Source organism: Emticicia sp. CRIBPO, assembly GCF_009905725.1.
GTDB lineage: Bacteria > Bacteroidota > Bacteroidia > Cytophagales > Spirosomataceae > Leadbetterella.
Map to the genome: position 1 here is coordinate 54,483 of NZ_JAAAKV010000005.1, position 18,041 is coordinate 72,523.

Consider the following 18,041-nt stretch of genomic DNA (forward strand, 5'->3'; position numbering starts at 1 on the left):
GGCCTTTTTTTTATTGCAGCGGTTTCACGGGAAACATTCTTCTCCAGAGCAATGCAAGAGCTACACCGAAAACCAGCGAGAAAAATCCTGAAGAAGATTCTGAAGCAATGACAACGATGGAAAAGTTGAAAAAGGCGTGACAGAAAACCGTGAACCAAATATTCCTGGTAAGCAGGAAAATAACGGAATAGACCACACTATTCGTAAACAAATAGCCGGAATTATTCCAGAAGTTTATAAAGTTGGAATCGAACCGCAACAGGTCCCGGGGGATATGCGAGATCCCAAATATGAATGTGCTGACCAGGATAGCCAGTATGATGGATATTGATGGACTTTTGAGCTTGGCATTAAAAATCAGGTAGAGTTGCGGCAGCAAAAATGCCCGGAAGGAAAGCTCTTCGATAAAAGCACCCGGAAGAATATTAAAGACGAATACCCCCAGGGTCTGAGTCGTTGCGGACAGACTGTTAAACTTACCGGAAACGGAAAAGCCCTTACCAATATTATGGGCAAAAAAGATAAACAGAATATTCAGAAGGATAAACAGCAAAGAGGCTCCTGTTAAAGCCTGTTTTAAATGAAGGGGTGTGAGGGTCAGGTTTTGAAAAGTGAGCCCGGCTTTTTTTAACAGGGCGAAAATGAAAATCAGCCATAAAGCATAAATGAAAGCACCGAAAGAAATGAAAAAGAGTTTGTTTTCGAAGAAAGGTTTCCATGACGGAATCTGGAATAGAAGATTTACGCCCAGGATAACAGCGGTATTCATCAGGATAAAGATGACCAGATATATGCCTTTGCTTTTCGGGAAGTTGTTCAGAAAGTTATACATAGAATAAATGAAAAGTTTCTCAAACCTACTTAAGAAATCCGGAAAAGCCTGTAATCAATATGACAAAGGGATGATAAAAACGGTTAAGCGGAGAAATACTAAAAGGGTCATAAGGAAAACAAAATTTGTTTATCTTTGGATTTTACATTTTATCATTAAATAACCATTTATGTTAAAGAAAATAACTATTACTTCTGTCGCTGTAGCCATGGCGATAAGCTCAAATGCCCAGAAACTAAAAAAAACGCCGGAGTATTTACTGACCCCAAGTTTTACCGAAACCCACATCCGTTTTCTCGCATCAGATGAGTTGCTTGGAAGGAGGACCGGAGACCAGGGGAACAAAGTGGCGGCACGGTATATAGCCGAACAATTCAGAAGCTTGGGTATTAAGCCGGTAAATACCGGGGACTATTTTCAGAAAGTTGAACTTGAGTCAGTAACCCCTCCTGCAGGAGCTACGATTACCACTCAGGAAGGCGTGGCAAAAATAGGAGAGGATTTTGTCCTGATGTCAGGAGATGGTCTGACCAACTCGTCTGCAGAAGTTGTTTATCTTGAGTATGCCTGGATAGACGCAGAAAAGGGATATGATGATTATAAAGGGGTGGATGTAAAAGGAAAAATAATTGTGACGAGTGCCGGGACGCCCGATACCAAGTCGCCTCAGCAGATGTTTTCGACCATTGGTCCGAAACAAAAGATTGCTAAGGAAAAAGGAGCCCTGGCGATCATCGAAGTGTTTAATTCGCCTGTACCGTGGAGAAACATATCCAATTATTTTGGAAGAAAGGGCATAAAACTCAAAACCGCCGGAGAGACCAGCGGAGGGCCTACCCATCTTTGGATCAGCTCGGCATCGGCAAAAATCCTCGCCAAAAACAAGATCAGTAAAATAGACCTGAATATTCCCAAGAAACAAACCGAAGAAGTTAACTCATCCAATGTAGTAGGTGTGCTGGAAGGCTCAGATCCGGTACTTAAAAATGAATACATTGTGCTTTCTGCTCATTATGACCATATCGGTTATGGAGCAGCCCGCGGGAACGTAGCTTCCGGGGATACTATTTTTAACGGAGCCAGGGACAATGCTTTCGGAGTAACAGCTGTGCTTACTGCCGCAGAATCATTTGCCAAATTAAAACCAAAAAGATCAATTCTTTTCATTGCTTATACGGGAGAAGAACTTGGGATGCTGGGAAGTAAATATTATTCTGAGCACCCGTTGATCCCAATGAAAAATTGTGTTTTTAACCTGAATTGCGACGGTGCAGGATATAATGATATGACAAAGATCACGGTAATAGGCCTGAGCAGAACAGATGCCAAATCGGAGATCGTTGCAGCAGCCACGGCATTCGGATTAACGGCTACCGATGACCCTGCTCCCGAGCAGAATTTATTTGACAGGTCGGACAATGTGAGTTTTGCCGCAAAAGGAGTCCCTTCTCCAAACTATGCTCCCGGGATGACGGCATTTGATGATGCGATCAATAAATACTACCACCAGTCGGCTGATAACCCGGAATCTGTGGATTTTAATTACCTGTTAAAATATGCCCAATCATATACTTATGCCGCCCGCCTGATTGCCAACAGAGCCAAAGCTCCGGCCTGGATAGCGGGTGACAAGTATGAAAAAGCGTATCAGACGCTGTATGGTAAATAAACCCCAAAAAAAACCGACGCCAATAACCGGCGTCGGTTTTTTATTTTAAAATGCTTCTTCAATCATTTCTGCGTTGATAATAGCTCCCGCAACACTTCCGGCTGCAATGGCCACCGAGAGTGACCGCATCATGCTGGTGTTATCCCCGGCCGCAAAAATCCCCGGGATGCTTGTTCTTTTGAAATCATCTGTTTTGATAAATCCATCTGCTGTGATTTCACAACCTGCTTTCTGAGGCAGGTCACAATGTTGAGTGAACGGCAGACGGGCAAATACGGCTGTGAGGAGCTGGCTGGTTTTATCCTCAAAAACAAGGTTTTTGATTTGGCCCTTATCATGATCAAACGCCGCAACCGGCTTTTCAACAATTCTGATCCCTTTTGATTGTAGTTTTTGGGTTTGCTCACCGTTGAGTTGTGAAACTCCGTTCGTAAACAGGCTCAGGTCTTTTGACCAGTTGTTGATCAGCGTGGTCATGTGATACCCCACGTCTCCGTTCGCCAGGATACCAAGCGGCTGGTGGCTGACTTCATACCCATGACAATAAGGGCAATGTAAAGCCGAAACGCCCCAGCATTCAGCGAACCCGGTGATATCCGGCATCTGGTCCTTAACCCCGGTTGTGAACAAGACCTTTTGGGTTTTGTAAATCATCCCGTTTCCGGTTTCTATTTCAAAAGCCTTGTTTTGACCTGATAACCGGGTGGCTGTTCCGTATTCAAAAGAAACGGAAGGATAGTTTAACACCTGTTTTTTTGCTTCAGCAGCAATGGAGGAGGGTTTTTCCCCATCGTGTGTAATCAGGTTGTGAGCATGCGGGGTTTGCCGGTTGCAAGGCAGGCCGGAGTCTATGATCAGCACTTTTCTGTGAGACCTGCCCAAAGCCATAGCAGCTGAGAGTCCGGCGAAACTGCCTCCGACGATAATGACATCAAAAGTATTGTTCATTCCATTTGTTGTTTTGAAGTAATCCATTGAAAAAAGCGGGGAAAGATTGATTAACCCGGTATACTTTAAGAATAATCTTCTTTTGAGGAACACTGTTTTTCTGAGCAAAGATAAGAGGCGGATTTATTATTTGCAACATTGTTGCAAATAATAAATAATACGCTGAAATGAATATTCCGGAAAATCAGAAAGCTAATTGCTTATAAATAAGATAATAATCCTACAAAAGTTTTAATTTGTAGAGAGGATATATTAATTTTGTTGCAGAATTAGACAAATGCTATAATTACAGACATTTTTATAGATAAAATAACTTTTATGTCAGCAACAAAAACATATTTGCCTTACAAGGTAAAAGACATCTCACTGGCCGAGTGGGGTCGTAAAGAAATTAAACTGGCTGAGGCCGAAATGCCGGGTTTGATGGAAATCCGTAAAGAATACGGTCCTTCAAAGCCGTTGAAGGGTGCAAGAGTGGCAGGATGTCTGCACATGACCATTCAAACCGCTGTTCTGATTGAAACATTGGTTGAGCTGGGTGCAGAAGTTACCTGGTCGTCATGTAACATCTTCTCTACCCAGGATCACGCTGCTGCTGCTATCGCTGCTGCAGGTATCCAGGTATATGCCTGGAAAGGACAAACCGCTGAGGAATTTGACTGGTGTATCGAACAAACGCTTTGGTTTGGAGAAGATCAGCAGCCATTGAATATGATCCTTGACGATGGTGGTGATTTGACCAACATGGTATTTGATGTGTACCCTGAGCTGGTAGCTGGCATCAAAGGTCTTTCTGAAGAAACAACCACCGGTGTTCACCGTCTTTATGAAAGAAAGAAAAACGGAACATTGCTTTTACCGGCAATCAATGTGAATGACTCGGTTACAAAATCGAAATTTGATAACAAATACGGCTGTAAAGAATCGTTGGTAGATGCTATTCGCAGAGCAACCGACTTAATGCTTGCCGGAAAAGTAGCGATGGTAGCCGGTTATGGTGATGTAGGAAAAGGTTCTGCTGAATCTTTGCGTGGGGCCGGATGTCGTGTGCTTGTTTCTGAAATTGATCCGATTTGTGCCCTTCAGGCTGCCATGGACGGTTTCGAAGTAGTTACAATGGACGAAGGAGCAACGAGAGCAAATATTTTCGTAACAGCTACCGGAAACGTGAACATTATCAAGGAGCGTCATTTCCTTAAAATGAGAGATAAAGCCATAGTATGTAACATCGGTCACTTTGACAACGAAATCGATATGGCCTGGCTGAATAAAAACTATGGTCATACCAAATCTGTGGTTAAACCTCAGGTAGATATGTACACCATTGAAGGTAAAGATCTGATCATCCTGGCAGAAGGACGTCTGGTAAACCTGGGTTGTGCCATGGGTCACCCGTCATTCGTGATGTCATGTTCATTCTCAAACCAGACACTGGCTCAGCTCGAACTATGGACTAACACAGATCAATACGAGAAAAGTGTTTATGTACTTCCTAAGCACCTGGATGAGAAAGTTGCGGCTTTCCACCTGAGCCACGTAGGAGCGAAGCTTGAAAAACTGGAGAAAGAACAGGCTGATTATATCGGGGTATCTGTTGATGGTCCGTTTAAGTCTGAGATGTATCGTTATTAAGAAATTTTTCTTTAGATTTGATTTTATAGATACAACCATCCCTGAGTTTTTCAGGGGTGGTTTTTTTGATGGATATAATTAAAACGCATGAAAATGATTGAAATCACAAGAGTGTCTTCTCAAAAAGACCTTCAGGGCATACTTAAACTGCAGCAGAAAAATCTCAGGAAGAATTTAAGCCCGGAAACGGCCGCTACACAGGGCTTTCTGACGCTTGAGCACAGTATGGATGTCTTAGCTAAAATGAACGAAGCAGAGCCCTCAGTCATCGCTCTTGAAGATGGAGAAGTAGTGGGCTATTCCCTGGTTATGCTGCCATCATTCAAAGATGAGATTCCGCTTTTGGGAGACCTTTTTAGAGCCATTGAAGCCTTAACGTATGAAGGTCAGCCGATTTCACCGGAGAGCTATGTGGTTGTCGGGCAGCTTTGTGTTGGTTTTGAACAGAGAGGACAGGGGCTGGTTGAGAGACTTTATGGTCATTTCAGGGAAAGTCTTCATGATAAATATGAATATCTGATCACCGACATTTCATCCAAAAACCCGCGATCACTTAAAGCCCATCAAAAGACAGGCTTTAAAGCCATCCATACTTTTTACGACAGCTTCACAGACGAAGACTGGAATATTGTACTCTGGGACTGGAGAAAGATACCTTCTTAAACGTAAAGAATATTAAACCTGAAATCCAGCGGATCGAAGGCATTAAGAAGTTTTTCCAGGAACTGAGGGTCATTCAGGTAAAAATTGAGGAGGTTCTCTTTTCGTTCCTGTAAGCCACCACCTGGAAACAGCTTTTCGCGGAGATTTAAAAGCTGGGTAACGGAGGTCTCAAAATGTCTTTCTTCTGCTTTTTTCAGTTTCTTTTCAAGATTTTCGAGGGCATTGCTGAACTTGGCATTTTCTGCGTCTACAGCTGGTTTCAGGGTCTGGTCAATGGCCTGAGCTTTGAGGGCGATTCTCCGGAATACCTCGGAAATCTCATCGATTTCAAAAGCAAGACTCAGGGAATTTTCTGAATTTCTTTCCACAAACCTTTTTCTGAGGGATACTTCGTCGTCAAACAGCTCATCAATGGCAACACCCAGTTTTTCGGCTTTTTTATACAATCCTGCATTGACAATAAGGGCAAAGTTTCTCGGCATTAAAATCGGGAAGTTTGTTTTATAATGGTCAAACACTCCTTTAAGCTGCAGCCAGTAAGGCACTTCGGAAGGGCCCCCGATATAAGCCAGGTTAGGAAGGATGGTTTCCTGGAATAATGGCCTGAGTACTACATTGGGGCTGAATTTCTCCGGTTCGTTTTCTATCAGATTTAAAATCTCCGCTTCAGTAAATCCGAGGGGAGAGTTAACTACTTTCCATTGGTCTCCCTGGCGTTCGATTCTTTCGCGGATACCCTCATCAAGATAGAAAAAGTTTATCTCTCTCGGATGAATCTGCGTTTTATAGCCTAATCCATCCAGTTTGCCTGAAACCTCTGTTACGGTTTTAACGGCAGAATGTTTAAAAAGGTCATCTTTAATCACCTCTTTAAACAATGATTTGAGGTTGCGGTCATCGGCGTCGATGGAAATTAATCCTTCGGCACCGAAAAGTTCATGCATATAATGGCGGACGGCATCGGCCAGGCAATGGCTGTTCAGATAAGCATTTTCAAAAATAGCCGGCTTTTCCCTGAGAACGTCCAGTATTGAACGGAGCTCGCCGGGATGCATCCTGCCTACGGCACCTCGTTGTTCGGTTTCCCAGACATGCTTCTGTCCGAATAAGTTAAAATAGGAGATTTCCTCAAAGTCATGATCTTCGGTGGCCATCCAGTAAACCGGCACGAAGTTATACTCAGGAAATGCCTTTTTAAGTGACTTGGACAGGTTAATGATGCAGACAATCTTATAAATGATATAAAGAGGGCCGGTAAAAATATTCAACTGATGCCCGGTAGTGACGGTGAAAGTCCTCGGATCGAGGAGGAGGTCAATATCAGGAATATTGGTTAAATCCTTGTATTGTTTTTTAAGTGTATCGACTAAAACGGTACGTTTTTCAACAGAAAAAGAAGCAGAATTCAACTGATTTTTAAAACCATCCAGATCAGGGAAGTTTCCGTAAAAGTCTTCTAAGCTTGTTTTTTTTGATATATAATCCAGGAATAATTTTGGAAAAGCACCCGTATTGATAAGGTCTAGTTTTTGGCAATTCGACTCCACTATGAAAATTTTAAAATTTATCTAAAAACTCTTAACAAAGAAAACGGGTATTGGGTTTCATGGATTATTTTTGAGGAGGATTAAATTTGTTTATAAGATGTTAAGGACAACAGCGGACGGGTCAAAGACCCTGTATTCTGAAAAATTTGGCCAGCATTATCATTCGGTGTTCGGAGCCGAAACGGAGTCTCTGGAAGTTTTTATACAATTGGGACTGCTTGAAGCCACCAGGAAATTTAAGGAAATAAATCTGTTTGAGTTAGGCTTTGGTTCGGGTTTAAATGCTCAGCTTTCTGCCCGGTTTGCACAGGAAAAAGGGATATTGGTAAAATATACAGGCATTGAGGCCTATCCCGTTGAGGAGGCGTTTACCTCATCATTACCGGAAGAAACAGCAGCTTTACATGCTTTATCCTGGAATGAACCCCATCAGATTAACCCATGGTTCCGGTTCAGAAAAATAGAAACTTTCCTGGAAGAGTTTAGCTCTGAAGAAAGATTCAACCTGATTTATTTTGATGCCTTTGCCCCCGAGTCCCAGCCGGAACTCTGGACCGTTGAAGTCTTTGAGAAAATGGCAGGGCTCATGGTGGAAGAAGGCGTATTGACCACATACTGCTCAAAAGTTTCTGTTCAGAGAAATATGAGGGCAGCTGGCTTTAAAGTAGAAAAACATCCGGGCCCACCGCACAAGAGAGAGGTTTTAAGGGCTGTTAAAATGGCACTGTAAATTAGAAAAGCACAAAATATTGTTGTTTTAACAACAATTCCTGTAGCAAACCGGAGATTCTTCAAGTTAATTAGTTAGGTTTGGTCTACAAATAAATGCATAGATATGATCAATAAAGTAATCAACGGACCCGATGAAGCGGTAGCAGATATTTTTGACGGAGCAACACTTATGCTTGGTGGTTTTGGGTTATGCGGAATTCCTGAAAATACCATCGACGCCTTATTGAGAAAAGGAGTAAAACGCCTGACCTGCATTTCCAATAATGCCGGGGTAGATGATTTTGGCATAGGCCTGATGCTCAAGACCCGCCAGGTTGTTAAAATGATATCCTCTTATGTGGGTGAAAACCAGGAGTTTGAAAGACAGTTGCTTTCCGGGGAGCTGGAAGTGGAATTGTTGCCACAGGGGACCCTTGCGGAAAGAATAAGAGCCGGCGGAGCCGGGATTCCTGCTTTTTTTACACCGGCCGGAGTCGGAACAGAAGTGGCGGAGGGCAAAGAAATCCGGGAATTCAATGGAAAAAAATACTTGCTGGAAAGCTGGCTCAAAGCAGACTTTTCAATAGTGAAGGCCTGGAAAGGAGACACGGCCGGTAACCTCATATATAAAGGAACGGCCAGGAACTTTAATCCCATGATGGCTACTGCCGGAAAAATCACGATCGCTGAAGTGGAAGAGCTCGTACCTGCAGGAGAGCTCGATCCCAACATGATTCATACCCCCGGAATATTTGTTCAGCGGATATTCCAGGGAAGTCATTACGAGAAAAGAATAGAACAAAGAACCACCAAATCCTGAAAATCATGTTAGATAAACACCAGATCGCCAAAAGGATAGCCCGTGAATTAAAAGACGGATATTATGTCAATCTCGGGATAGGCATTCCCACGCTAGTGGCTAATTATATCCCTCAAAATATCAATGTTGTGCTTCAGTCGGAAAACGGCTTGCTTGGGATCGGACCGTTTCCGGCAGAAGGAGAAGTGGATGCTGACCTTATCAATGCGGGCAAACAAACCATTACCATGGTTGACGGCTCTTCTTTATTCAGTTCGGCGGAAAGCTTTGCGATGATCCGCGGCGAACATGTTGACCTGACTATTCTCGGAGCTATGGAAGTTTCTGAAAACGGAGACATTGCCAACTGGAAAATCCCGGGCAAAATGGTCAAAGGCATGGGTGGTGCGATGGATCTGGTAGCATCCGCCAAAAACATCATTGTGGCTATGCAGCATGTGAACAAGGAAGGGAAATCCAAATTACTGAAGGAATGCACACTTCCGATCACCGGGTTGCATTGTGTCAAAAAAATCGTCACAGAGCTGGCTGTACTGGATGTTTTACCGGAGGGTGGCTTCAGGTTGCTCGAAGTGGCTCCCGGGGTTACCGTTGAAGAGGTACAAAATGCCACGGAGGGAAAACTGATCGTGGGAGGAGAAATAAAAACCATTGAAGTATAGCCCGCGTAGATTTTTAAAGTATAAATTTGACCCTTAAACCTTAACCAGCCCATGAATAAAAATCTCCTTATTACCTTTATTGCCGGCATTGCTGCTACCGGCGGATTACTTTTCGGCTTTGATACAGGCGTTATAAATGTGGCATTGCCCACACTCAGAAAAGCATTTGATCTTACGCCGGAGCTGGAAAGCTGGGTGGTGAGTGCGGTGCTGGCCGGCGGGATGGTCGGGCCGTTTGTCAGCGGACCTCTGACAGATTATCTTGGCAGAAAGAAAATCAATATTCTTGCCTCTCTTATTTTTGTTATCGGATCTATCCTGACAGCCATAGCACCTAACGTGGTTTTTTTGATCGGAGGGCGGCTATTATTGGGCCTTGCCATTGGAATAGTGGCGTCTACGGTGCCTTTGTATATTGCTGAACTTGCACCAAAGGAGAAAAGAGGCCAATTGGTTACTTTTTTTCAGCTGGCCATTACATTGGGAATATTACTTTCTTATGTGGTAGGTTACCTTTTTGAAGGTCAGGAAAATGCCTGGAGACTAATGTTCTGGACCGGATTTATCCCCGCGGCGGTCTTGTTTACAGGAATGTTCTTCGTTCCGGAAAGCCCGAGATGGCTGATTTCCAAAGGACGTTCTGAAGAAGCCCTTCTGGTGCTGAATAAACTCAGAACCCCGGAACAGGCCCTGGAAGAATTAAAGGAAACAGAGGAGATTCTAAGCGAGAAAACATCAGGAAAGGGGGATTGGAAAATACTGTTTACCAAGAAATTAAGAATCCCGTTATTCATCGGAATCGGGATTTTCTGTATCCAGCAGTTTTCAGGAATCAATGCGATTATTTATTATTCAACAGATATTTTCAAAAAACTTTTTGATGGCCCTACGGCTACATTGGCGACAGTGGGTGTCGGGGTGATCAACACTTTTGCGACTTTGCTGGCGATCAGACTCCTGGACAAAATAGGAAGAAAGCCGCTTTTATATATCGGACTGATTGGAACGGCTTTTTGCCTGGGTACAGTAGGGTTGGCGTTTTATATGAAAGACAGCTTGCCTGCGGCATTGCAACAATGGATGCTGGTGGGAGGGATTTATACCTATATCATATTTTTTGCGATCAGCCTTGGGCCACTGGGCTGGTTATTGATTTCAGAGGTTTATCCTTTGAAAATCAGGGGCTTTGCTTCGAGCATGGGGAGTTTCAACCATTGGTTTTTTGATTTCTGGGTGGCGTTTTCGTTTCCAAGACTGGCGGCAACCAGTTTGGGTGACAATGGTGGTATTTTCGGAATTTATATGCTGGTGGTTTTGCTGGGCCTGTTTTTTGCCAGATATGTAGTGTTTGAGACAAAAGGCCTTAGTCTTGAGGATATTGAAAAAAAGTGGAAATAAAAAAAGAACTTTCCAGAAATTACGCCTGGAAAGTTCTTTTTTCTGAGGATTTTAAGATGAGTAAAATTTAGTATTCATCTTCATTGAAGAAGAAATCTTCTTTTGTGGGATAATCTGGCCAGATCTCTTCTATGTTTTCATAAGGTTGACCATCATCTTCCAGCTCGGATAGATTTTCAATTACCTCATTTGGTGCACCTGAACGGATAGAATAGTCAATCAATTCGTCTTTTGTGGCAGGCCATGGTGCATCTTCAAGATACGATACTAATTCAAGTGTCCAATACATATTTCGCCCGATTTTTAAGTGTACAATCCAAAATTGGCTGCAAAAGTAAAAAAATCTTTTACACTTAAACGAATTTAAACAAAAAAAATACATAAAATACAGAAAAATTATAGGAAATCAGGTAATTATCTGAATTACAGCGAATTAATAATTGTAAATATTTAAAATGGGAAAAAAAGTTAAACTGGAATTGTGTTCTTTTTCTTTGAATTCTTCTTTAGTGGCTCAGAACGACGGTGCGGACAGGATTGAACTGTGTGGTGGTTTTTTAGAAGGGGGCACAACCCCGTCAATCGGATTAGTAAAAAAGACACTTGAATCTGTGGAAATCCCGGTTTATGTGATGATCAGGCCCAGGGGCGGGGATTTTATTTATGACGATACAGAATTCCAGGTCATGAAAGAGGATATTGTTGAAATAAAGAAGCTGAATCCCGGAGGTTTTGTTTTAGGATTACTTACAGCAGAGGGCAAAATAGATACGGTAAAAACCAAAGTATTGATGGAATTAGCCCATCCTTGTCCGGTTACTTTTCACCGGGCTTTTGATGTTTGTGAGGATCCCTTTGAAGCCATTGAAGACCTGATAGTATTAGGAGTTGAGAATATCCTTACTTCAGGACAGCAAAATACAGCAGAAGCAGGCATAGAGTTACTCAGACAGTTGGTAATCAAAGCAAACGGCAGGATAAACATCATGGCTGGCAGCGGAGTGGGAGAAAGCAATGTCCTGAAATTTCTGGAGGCCGGGGTTGATGCCGTTCACTTTACGGCGAAAAAAGCCATCGAAAGCAACATGGTTTTCAGAAAAGAATCCGTAAAAATGGGAGATGATCATATTGATGAATACATCAATTATGAGGCGGATCCTGAAAAGGTGAGAAAGGTTAAAAGTCTTATTCAAAGTTAAAAAACAGCGTAACAGTATGGGTCCGGAGTTTTTCTATCCGGCCCAGTGGTGACGTACCGGTGATAACAGGCTCTACCATATTAGTAAGGCCATGAGAAAAATGAAGCTCGGGGGCAAACTTGAAATATTCGCGGAAAAGCTCGAGGCCCAGGCCATATTCTACCGAGAAATCCGTATTTTTTGTGGATAAGGCAGAAGGGCTGCTGCTTCTGTTTCTGAATGAAATAACATTGGTCTCCATGCCGAACCGCATTCCGCCAAACATGTACATCCTCACATTTCCCCTTCGTTCTGATTTATATTTGAACATAACAGGTATTTCAAACCAGGCTTTGTCATTTTGTTTTAGGTTATTGGTCGTATCAATCGTCAGTACTCTTGAGTAAATGGATACGGTTGGCAAAACCCTGAAATCAAAGTAATCATTAAGGGAAAAATTTACGAGGCCACCCATTCTGACATGATAAGTCGTGGGGGAAGTTATCGAAAAAAAAGCTGATTGATTGACGAAAGAACGGTTGTGTTTTACATTATAATTGCTGCTGCTAATCCCTACAAGATACCCGAAACGCATCTTTTTTGCATCATACGCTGCCTGATACTTCATCTTGTTCTGAGAGAAAGCATTCGTGATCAGTAATAAGAAACAAAAAAGGGAAACTATTTTTTTCCAATGTAAACCGAGCATATCCCAAATGTTAGGGTCTTGATGATAATATTTTTGAATCCGGCCTCTTCAAATACTTTAGCAAAATCTTTTCCATCAGGGAAAGCCTTCACCGATTCCGGCAAATAACTGTAGGCGGAGGCATCTTTCGAGACCATCCTTCCGATCAATGGAAGAATTTTTGTGGAATATACCCAATAGAGTTGTTTAAAAGGAAACAACACAGGTTTGGAAAACTCAACCACCAGGCAGGTTCCGCCCGGTTTCGTAACCCTGTTCATATCCGTCAACCCTTTCAGTAAATTTTCAAAATTCCGTACGCCAAATGAAACGATAACCGTATCAAAAGTATTGTCTTCGAAAAGAAGTTTCTCCGAATCCCCTAACCGCATCTCTATTTTATTCTCAAGATTCAGGGCTTTGATTTTCTGGCGACCCACACTCAGCATCCCTTCAGAAATATCCACACCAATGATTTTATCCGGATTAAGTGTCTTGACCGCCTCAATGGCTAAGTCCCCCGTACCGGTAGCGATATCAAGAACAAGGTTGTTAGGCTGTTTCGCAATCATTTTCAGTGCTTTTTTTCGCCAGTAAACATCTACTCCGGCACTTAAAACACGATTAAGTAAATCATACTTCGGTGAAATGCTGTCAAACATCTCAGTTACCTGCTCTTTTTTTCCGCTGTCCTTGTCTTTATAGGGTAAAACCGCCATCTTGATTGAAATGATATAAACGCCTGAGATCAGGGTTTTGAATTGAGAATGCCTTTACAAATGTCTTTTATTAAGCCCGGTCCTTCATAAATAAACCCGGAATAAATCTGAACCAGACTTGCTCCCGCTTTTATTTTTTCCAGGGCATCATCGGCCGAATGTATTCCGCCTACGCCGATAATAGGAAAAGCTCCGTTGGATTTTTGGTGAAGATAAGCAATGACTTCCGTCGAGCGATCTTTGAGCGGTTTACCCGAAAGTCCCCCGGCTCCGATCTCGTTGATCTCATTCTGATCCGAAGTCAGCCCATCTCTTGAAATGGTAGTATTTGTAGCAATAACCCCTGAAATATCAGTGATTTTAACAATATCAATAATGTCGTCCAGTTGAGAATCCGTCAGATCCGGAGCGATTTTCAGTAAAATCGGTTTCGGTTTTGATTGACGGCCATTTTCTCTTTTGAGGGTTTTGAGCAAATGAGTCAGCGGTTCTTTTTCCTGTAAATCCCTCAGTCCGGGGGTATTGGGAGAGCTCACATTGACGACAAAATAATCCACGTGAGGATAGAGGTCCTTGAATGTCTTCAGATAATCATAAACCGCTTCAAAGTTTTCTGTCAGTTTATTCTTGCCGATATTTCCTCCTACGATGACCTTCGACTTTCTTTTTTTCAGGTTTTCAACAGCTTTGGCAGAACCATTATTGTTGAATCCCATACGATTGATAAGTGCTTCGTCCTGTTTGAGTCTGAATAATCTTGGTCTTGGATTTCCGAGCTGGGATTTTGGAGTGATCGTTCCGATCTCGATAAAACCAAATCCGAGGCAGGATAACTGGTCTATCCATTGAGCATCTTTATCAAACCCGGCGGCCAGGCCGATCGGGTTTTCAAACCTGATCCCAAATACATTTCTTTCCAGTTTTTTGTCGCGGACTTCCAGGATTGACCTGAGGATGGTTTCCATGAAAGGCACTTTCAGAGCGTAGTTGAGAACATCCATTGTGAAGTAATGGACTTTTTCAGGCTCATACCTGGAAAGTAATGGAAAAATGAACTTTTTATATATTGACATTGATTATCATAATTCAGGAACAAAGGTAGTTCTTTAATGCATTATAATCAAAAACAGGGTGATTTTGATCTGTAAATAAAAGAGACCCAAAACGCCAAATAAGAAAAATTATATTTTTTGCTAATATTTTACCACAAAGAAACACGCTCATATACCATTATAGAGGTTGATTACCAGATCAATCTTCCCATATTTCACATCCCAGTCAAAATCTCCCCCATTTTCAGCTTCTAAAAAAAATGATAGAAACTTTGAACTTTTTAAAAGTTTCCCAAGTTTTCTCATCGTGGAAGTAAAAGAAAGAATATTACTGATTGCCAAAGAATTGTTTTTCAAGTATGGCATAAGGAGCGTTACGCTTGATGAAATGGCCAGGGAACTGGGCATTTCGAAGAAGACTATTTACCAGCATTTCAAAGATAAAAATCATATCGTTCATGAAGTAATAATGTTCTTTCTGCAAAAGGACAGGGAGTATTCTGAAGCCATTTACAAAAGTGCGAAAGACCCCATTCATGAAGTAATTGAAACGACGGTTTGTATCAGAGAAAATGTTTCAAATGTTCATACGAGTCTTTTTTATGATATTCAGAAATATCACCCGAAGGCATGGAATTTGTATCTTGAACAAAGACAATTCTATTATGAAATTATCAGGAGAAACCTGAAAGAAGGGATGGAGCAGGGATATTACAGGGAAGACATAAATCCTGACATACTCGCTCTTCTGCGTCTGGCCAGTATCGAGCTGGGCTTCGGTTCTGATTCGTTTACCAAGAAAAACTTTGACTTCATGGAAATCCAGGCCCAGACCATCGACCATTTTATACGGGGTGTAGTAACAGAAAAAGGAAAACAATTATATACAGAGTACTTAAATTTAAAATAAATAGAAAAAGCATGGAAAAAAAACTTCTGATTATTCTATTAATAATCAATGCGTTTAGTCTGAATGCACAACAAACTTTCTCGATACAAGGGGCAGTGGATTATGCATTAAAAAATCACGCAAACATCAAAAATTCTCAGGTAGATATGAGGGATGCTGAACTTCAGATCAAAGAGATAAAAGTAACAGGCCTACCACAGATTAACGGCCAGTTCCAGTATACCTACAATGCCATCGTACCGACACAATTACTTGATGCCAAAAACTTTGACCCTACCGCGGCTGAAGGAGATGTGGTAAAATTCAAGTTTGGTGTGCCTTGGGCAGGGCAGGCAGGTGTCGGTTTAAACCAGCTGATCTTTGATGCCACATGGCTGGTGGGCCTCAGGGCAGCAGATACTTACAGGAAGCTGGCGTCCCAGAATTATGAGCAGACAAAGATAACGACAGCAGAAGGCGTGATAAAAGCTTATTACTCAGTGTTGGTAGCAGAAGAAAGATCAAAACTTCTGGATCTTAACATCACCAGGCTGGATTCTATCATTCTTGAAACAAAAGAATTTTTCAAACAGGGTTTTGTAGAAAAGATAGACATCGACAGGCTGGAAGTGCAGAAAAACAATGCCATCACTGAAAAACAAAAAGTGGTTAACCTTATCGCCTTGTCTTATCAGCTCCTGAAGTTTCAGATGGGATTCTCTCAGAAAGGAGACATTCTTTTGTCGGACAAGCTGACGACTTCTGATATCAGAGGATTGCAGGCATTGCCTTACAGGGCCGTGGATTATGACAACCGTGTCGAATACACCACTTTGCAAACCCAGAGGAAACTGACAGAGCTCAATATTGAGAGATACCAGAAAGCGTATTATCCGACAGTTGGCTTTGCCGGGAGCTTGGGTATAGGCCACAGTAACCCGAAGTTTAACCCTTTTGAGAGATGGTTCCCATCGTCTGCTTTGTCATTGAATGTCAACATTCCGATATATGACAGCGGAATGAAAAAGACGCAGATCGAAAGACAAAGACTGAGTCTTATTAAAATTGATCAGAGTGCTGAAATGCTCAGAGAGTCTTTTGAGCTGCAAAATGACCAGGCCATGATTAACCTGAAAAACGGACTTCAAAGTCTGGACATTCAAAACAGGAACATGGAACTTGCCCAGGAAGTGGTAAGGGTTTCGAAAATCAAGTATCAGCAAGGTACCGGTTCAAACCTGGAAATCATCAATGCAGAGTCTGATCTTAAACAAGCACAAACCAACTATTTTGCCTCTCTGTATGACGTCCTGATTGCAAAAGTGGATCTGGATAAAGCTCACGGCAAACTGTTAACTAAATAAAAAACATTCAAGAATTACAAAAAAACAAGAAAATGAAAAACATTTTTATACCTGTAACAAAATATTCTTTGATAGCGGCGATGGTTCTGATCGCTGTGGCCTGCGGAAAAAAAGAGGATAATTCCTTGGCTGGGAAAAAAGCCAAACTGGCCGAACTTCAGAAAACACAAAGCACATTATCGGCTGATATCAAGAAACTGGAATCTGAGATTCATAAACTTGATCCGAACAAAACAGAGAAAGTAAAGAACATCTCTGTCAGCCCGTTAGCGGCAAGAAACTTCCAGCACTTTGTAGAGGCTACCGGAAGAATCGATGCTGAAAACAACGTTTTCGTGAGTCCTCAGATGGGCGGTGCGATTACTCATTTATTTGTGAAGGAAGGTGATTTCGTTTCTAAAGGACAGAAGATCGCTACGATTGACAATTCCGTAATGAGAAATACGATCCAGGAAATTCAAACGCAACTGGAAACAGCCAAAACGCTTTTTGAAAGACAGAAGGCTTTGTGGGATCAGAAAATAGGGACTGAAATACAGTTTATCCAGGCTAAAACCCAGGTTGAATCATTGGAAAGAAGAATTGCAACCCTGAAATCTCAGGATGCTTTGAATATCGTGGTTTCCCCGATCGCCGGTTATGTGGACGAAGTAAGACTCAGAGCTGGCGAAATGGCCTCTCCGGGACTTGGAATTGTCCGTGTGGTTAACTTCGCCAACCTTAAAGTGGTGGCTAACATTCCGGATACTTACGCAGGAACCATCTCGAAAGGAGACATCGTAAAAATCAAACTTCCTGATCTTCAGAAAGAAGTGAATGCTACGCTGAGCTTTGTAAGCCAGACCGTAAACCAGGTTTCAAGAACATTTTTGGTAGAAGCCAAAATCCAGAATTTTGACAAACAACTGAAACCAAACCTTACTGCGATTCTGAATATCAATGACCAGTCAAGAGCTTCGGCGATTGTTATTCCTCAGAACTATATCCAGAACACCGAACTGGGCTCTGTGGTTTTCGTTGCTGTGACTGAAGGCAACAAAAAAGTAGCCAGAAGCCGCGAAGTAAAAGCAGGTCTTTCTTATAACGGAGAAGTGGAAATTCTTTCTGGCCTGACTGCCGGTGATTTAATCATTACTGACGGATATCAGGATTTAGTGGATGGTCAGCCGATCAGCTACTAACAGGTCTGTTTTCAAAAAATATTTAAAAGAAAGTAAACTTTAAGTTTATCATGAAAGAAGAAAAAAACGAAAACGCTATAGACGACTT

The 18,041-nt window shown here is 42.1% G+C and carries 18 protein-coding genes; 11 read left to right on the top strand and 7 right to left on the bottom strand.

The window, feature by feature from the left end; all coding sequences use genetic code 11:
* Window positions 1-10 precede the first annotated feature (10 nt).
* Window positions 11-832: a CPBP family intramembrane glutamic endopeptidase gene (locus tag GVN16_RS11395; protein WP_166564029.1), complete on the bottom strand. Its 822-nt coding sequence runs from the start codon at window positions 830-832 to the stop codon at window positions 11-13.
* A 169-nt stretch (window positions 833-1,001) separates the two neighbouring features.
* Between GVN16_RS11395 and GVN16_RS11400 the strand changes: the two genes are divergently transcribed.
* Window positions 1,002-2,501, top strand: coding sequence for a M28 family peptidase (locus GVN16_RS11400; RefSeq protein ID WP_166564030.1), 1,500 nt, complete (start codon window positions 1,002-1,004; stop codon window positions 2,499-2,501).
* A gap of 45 nt (window positions 2,502-2,546) precedes the next feature.
* On the opposite strand, the gene GVN16_RS11405 is transcribed toward GVN16_RS11400, so the two are convergent.
* Window positions 2,547-3,449 carry an NAD(P)/FAD-dependent oxidoreductase gene (locus GVN16_RS11405; protein ID WP_166564031.1) on the bottom strand — a complete coding sequence of 301 codons (903 nt, stop codon included), beginning with the start codon at window positions 3,447-3,449 and terminating at the stop codon, window positions 2,547-2,549.
* A 318-nt stretch (window positions 3,450-3,767) separates the two neighbouring features.
* Between GVN16_RS11405 and ahcY the strand changes: the two genes are divergently transcribed.
* Both ahcY and GVN16_RS11415 read left to right on the top strand, forming a co-directional pair.
* Window positions 3,768-5,081, top strand: a complete 1,314-nt coding sequence (gene ahcY / locus GVN16_RS11410) for an adenosylhomocysteinase (protein WP_166564032.1) — start codon at window positions 3,768-3,770, stop codon at window positions 5,079-5,081.
* 93 nt (window positions 5,082-5,174) lie between these two features.
* The gene (locus tag GVN16_RS11415; protein WP_205748842.1) at window positions 5,175-5,744 is read left to right on the top strand and encodes a GNAT family N-acetyltransferase; all 570 of its coding nucleotides are present in this window, start codon (window positions 5,175-5,177) and stop codon (window positions 5,742-5,744) included.
* Here the strand turns inward: GVN16_RS11415 and bshC are convergent.
* Window positions 5,741-7,291, bottom strand: coding sequence for a bacillithiol biosynthesis cysteine-adding enzyme BshC (bshC, locus tag GVN16_RS11420; RefSeq protein WP_166564033.1), 1,551 nt, complete (start codon window positions 7,289-7,291; stop codon window positions 5,741-5,743). The genes GVN16_RS11415 and bshC overlap by 4 nt on opposite strands.
* Before the next feature lie 97 nt (window positions 7,292-7,388).
* Here bshC and mnmD point away from each other — a divergent pair, with 97 nt between their 5' ends.
* From mnmD to GVN16_RS11440, 4 genes are all read left to right on the top strand, one after another.
* Complete coding sequence (mnmD, locus tag GVN16_RS11425; protein ID WP_166564034.1) at window positions 7,389-8,021, top strand: tRNA (5-methylaminomethyl-2-thiouridine)(34)-methyltransferase MnmD; 633 nt, start codon at window positions 7,389-7,391, stop codon at window positions 8,019-8,021.
* Between the two features lie 105 nt (window positions 8,022-8,126).
* Window positions 8,127-8,822: a CoA transferase subunit A gene (locus GVN16_RS11430; RefSeq protein WP_166564035.1), complete on the top strand. Its 696-nt coding sequence runs from the start codon at window positions 8,127-8,129 to the stop codon at window positions 8,820-8,822.
* A 5-nt stretch (window positions 8,823-8,827) separates the two neighbouring features.
* On the top strand, window positions 8,828-9,484 hold the full coding sequence (locus GVN16_RS11435) for a 3-oxoacid CoA-transferase subunit B (RefSeq protein WP_166564036.1): 657 nt from the start codon (window positions 8,828-8,830) through the stop codon (window positions 9,482-9,484).
* A gap of 51 nt (window positions 9,485-9,535) precedes the next feature.
* Window positions 9,536-10,882, top strand: coding sequence for a sugar porter family MFS transporter (locus GVN16_RS11440; protein WP_166564037.1), 1,347 nt, complete (start codon window positions 9,536-9,538; stop codon window positions 10,880-10,882).
* 67 nt (window positions 10,883-10,949) lie between these two features.
* Here GVN16_RS11440 and GVN16_RS11445 read toward each other — a convergent pair whose 3' ends face one another.
* Window positions 10,950-11,171: a DUF2795 domain-containing protein gene (locus GVN16_RS11445; protein ID WP_166564038.1), complete on the bottom strand. Its 222-nt coding sequence runs from the start codon at window positions 11,169-11,171 to the stop codon at window positions 10,950-10,952.
* Window positions 11,172-11,337: 166 nt separating this feature from the next.
* Here GVN16_RS11445 and GVN16_RS11450 point away from each other — a divergent pair, with 166 nt between their 5' ends.
* A complete protein-coding gene (locus GVN16_RS11450; RefSeq protein WP_166564039.1) occupies window positions 11,338-12,081 on the top strand; it encodes a copper homeostasis protein CutC in 744 nt (247 codons plus the stop codon).
* On the opposite strand, the gene GVN16_RS11455 is transcribed toward GVN16_RS11450, so the two are convergent.
* From GVN16_RS11455 to GVN16_RS11465, 3 genes are read right to left on the bottom strand one after another with little or no spacing between them, the layout of a single operon-like run.
* The gene (locus GVN16_RS11455; RefSeq protein ID WP_166564040.1) at window positions 12,068-12,769 is read right to left on the bottom strand and encodes a porin family protein; all 702 of its coding nucleotides are present in this window, start codon (window positions 12,767-12,769) and stop codon (window positions 12,068-12,070) included. The genes GVN16_RS11450 and GVN16_RS11455 overlap by 14 nt on opposite strands.
* Window positions 12,742-13,467: a bifunctional demethylmenaquinone methyltransferase/2-methoxy-6-polyprenyl-1,4-benzoquinol methylase UbiE gene (gene ubiE, locus GVN16_RS11460; RefSeq protein WP_166564041.1), complete on the bottom strand. Its 726-nt coding sequence runs from the start codon at window positions 13,465-13,467 to the stop codon at window positions 12,742-12,744. The genes GVN16_RS11455 and ubiE overlap by 28 nt, the downstream gene beginning before the upstream one ends.
* A gap of 29 nt (window positions 13,468-13,496) precedes the next feature.
* Window positions 13,497-14,534 (bottom strand): quinone-dependent dihydroorotate dehydrogenase, encoded by a 1,038-nt coding sequence (locus GVN16_RS11465; protein ID WP_166564359.1) that lies wholly within the window; start codon window positions 14,532-14,534, stop codon window positions 13,497-13,499.
* A gap of 292 nt (window positions 14,535-14,826) precedes the next feature.
* Here GVN16_RS11465 and GVN16_RS11470 point away from each other — a divergent pair, with 292 nt between their 5' ends.
* The 3 genes from GVN16_RS11470 to GVN16_RS11480 are packed head-to-tail and all read left to right on the top strand — an operon-like array spanning window position 14,827 to window position 17,953.
* Entirely contained in the window at window positions 14,827-15,429 is a 603-nt protein-coding gene (locus GVN16_RS11470) for a TetR/AcrR family transcriptional regulator (RefSeq protein ID WP_166564042.1), read from the top strand.
* A gap of 11 nt (window positions 15,430-15,440) precedes the next feature.
* Window positions 15,441-16,772, top strand: coding sequence for a TolC family protein (locus GVN16_RS11475; RefSeq protein WP_166564043.1), 1,332 nt, complete (start codon window positions 15,441-15,443; stop codon window positions 16,770-16,772).
* Between the two features lie 32 nt (window positions 16,773-16,804).
* A complete protein-coding gene (locus tag GVN16_RS11480) occupies window positions 16,805-17,953 on the top strand; it encodes an efflux RND transporter periplasmic adaptor subunit (RefSeq protein WP_166564044.1) in 1,149 nt (382 codons plus the stop codon).
* Window positions 17,954-18,041: the final 88 nt, after the last annotated feature.